The following is a 523-nucleotide window of genomic DNA, read 5'->3' as shown; positions in this document are numbered from 1 at the left end:
CACGAGCGAGAATGCGGATCGCGGCAGATCCTTCGGAGTCTGCGCCGACTGTGGTGAGTGTGCGATGCCGGGAGCGGACCAGTTCTGCCAGGCCGAGGGCATCGCCGCTATCGCTCTTGGTTTTGGAGTTCGACCAACTCTCACGAAAGCGTTTGGCCTGCAACGGATCAACTCCGAACACCTGGTACCCAGCGGCGACCAGAGCCTGGACCCAGGGCCCGTGATTGAGTTCGATACCGACCATGACCTCGACAGCGTCATCGTCGAGGTCATCGTCACTGGTGACTGTCTTGAGCGCTGCTCGTGCGATGACGTCGGTGAATGCGGTGATTCCGGCCGGTCCTTCGGGGACCCGGGCTCGGGCCACGACCTTCTGATTGTCGTCGATCACGACCAGATCGTGATGGTCTTCGGCCCAGTCGTCTCCTACAAACAACATGTCCCTCGACCTCCCTATGCTGCTCGGTTCCTTCTCTGGCGGACGGTGGTGCCGCCCGAGGTAGGCAGCCGGGGTCCGGCGAGC

At 62.5% G+C, this 523-nt stretch carries 1 protein-coding gene; it reads right to left on the bottom strand.

All coding sequences use genetic code 11. From position 1 onward, the window contains the following. The coding region (locus GM1_RS21430; RefSeq protein WP_008382682.1) for an IS110 family transposase at positions 1-439 on the bottom strand (439 nt) is incomplete at its 3' end. Positions 440-523 lie beyond the last annotated feature (84 nt).

It is taken from the genome of Gordonia malaquae NBRC 108250 (assembly GCF_000344135.1).
Classification (GTDB): domain Bacteria; phylum Actinomycetota; class Actinomycetes; order Mycobacteriales; family Mycobacteriaceae; genus Gordonia; species Gordonia malaquae.
Note: the sequence above shows the minus strand (reverse complement) of the source record. Positions and strands in the feature narration are given on the sequence as shown.